This window comes from Microcoleus sp. LEGE 07076 (assembly GCF_015207455.1).
Classification (GTDB): Bacteria; Cyanobacteriota; Cyanobacteriia; order Cyanobacteriales; family Microcoleaceae; genus Microcoleus.
The window spans coordinates 1-1,557 of record NZ_JADEWV010000452.1; the positions used below are offsets into that span (position 1 = coordinate 1).

2 protein-coding genes are annotated in these 1,557 nt (G+C 45.1%); both read right to left on the bottom strand.

Annotated elements, in window-relative coordinates; translation table 11 throughout:
* Positions 1-157: 157 nt before the first annotated feature.
* The gene (locus IQ270_RS30145; RefSeq protein ID WP_193976763.1) at positions 158-1,117 is read right to left on the bottom strand and encodes a GDP-mannose 4,6-dehydratase; all 960 of its coding nucleotides are present in this window, start codon (positions 1,115-1,117) and stop codon (positions 158-160) included.
* A gap of 251 nt (positions 1,118-1,368) precedes the next feature.
* Positions 1,369-1,557 (bottom strand): hypothetical protein (locus IQ270_RS31665; protein ID WP_228056842.1); only part of this gene is annotated, 189 nt, incomplete at its 5' end.

Consider the following 1,557-nt stretch of genomic DNA (forward strand, 5'->3'; position numbering starts at 1 on the left):
TCACCTTTCCAAGTTCCAGTTTCCACAAAAGTTGGCAGATTATATTCATTTTTCAGCACCAACATTAGCTGTTTGCAATCTCCTAATCCCATCTCAATTACTCCTACACAGTTTTTTTTAATACCTAACAAAAGAGCGATCTTTTCAGAAAAGCTGCTCAAACATTCCCCATCCTCGCCTCTACCATCATCCGCACCACATCGGGCATTTTATACTTCGCCTCCCACCCTAACTTTTGCTTCGCCTTACCCGGATTTCCCCTCCCCACAGCAATATCCGTCAGCCTGTAGAGACTCGCATCGGTTACTAAATGTTCCTGCCAATCCAAACCCGCAGCCACAAACGCTGTCTGCACAAACTCCTCCAAAGGATAACTCGCACCGGTAGCAATTACATAATCATCCGGTTCTTCCTGCTGCAACATCAAATACATCGCCTCCACATATTCCGGCGCCCAACCCCAGTCCCGCTGCACTGAAATATTTCCCAAATGCAGTTTTTCGGAACTACCAGCAGCAATTCGACACACAACAGATACAATCTTTTGGGTGACGAACCTCTCCGGGCGCAGCGGTGACTCGTGATTGAACAAAATACCAGAACACGCAAACAAATTGTACGCTTCCCGATAATTTGCTACTTCCCAAAAAGCCGTTGCTTTTGCCACCGCGTAGGGACTTCTGGGGCGAAAGGGTGTATTTTCATCCGCTGGATTGCCTCCGGTATCCCCAAAACATTCGCTGGAACTGGCATTGTAAAGTTTAATTTTACCGCCGGTAAACCGAATTGCTTCTAACAGATTTAATGTACCCGTAGCAATGCTTTCGAGGGTTTCTACCGGTTGTTCAAAAGACAGAGCGACGGAACTTTGACCTGCTAGATTGTACACTTCGTCGGGTTCAATTTTTGCTAATACTTGCAAGACACTGCGAAAATCGTTGAGAGACATGGATTCTAGTTTTACTCTGTCTCGGATTCCTAAACTGGCAAGGTTTCGGAAACTCGACATTTGGGCGTCTCTGGATGTGCCGCAAACTTCATAACCTTTATCCAAAAGCAGTTTCGCTAAATAAGCTCCATCTTGACCGGATATACCACAAATTAACGCTTTTTTCATATAAATCTTGAAAACCAAACTCTAGCTTAACGGTTGCTATTTTTCCCGTTATTTAACTTTTTTTACCGTCAGAATTTTGATTATTTTTAATATTTGCGATTTTCCGAGGACTTGCCAGAGCAACAAAACCGGGCGGTTGAAACCGCGTCTATACAAACACTCACGCACCTCCGTGGGTTGAAGACGTGGCACTTACAATTGGGTTATTCTTCCGTCGGCGTCCGGCGGACATCGTTTGACAAGACGCGGTTTCAACCGCCGTCTGCATCTACAAACCAAATTTTAGGACTTGCGCCGGGGACTAAAGAAACCGGGTTTTTTACCGATACTAAGGGTTTGAACCCTATATTTGGGTGAAAAAACCCGGTTTCTGCCCAAAGAGTACGATCGCCCGAAATCTGGCTTATAGCCCAATACGGTTCACTTAACATATTTATGCC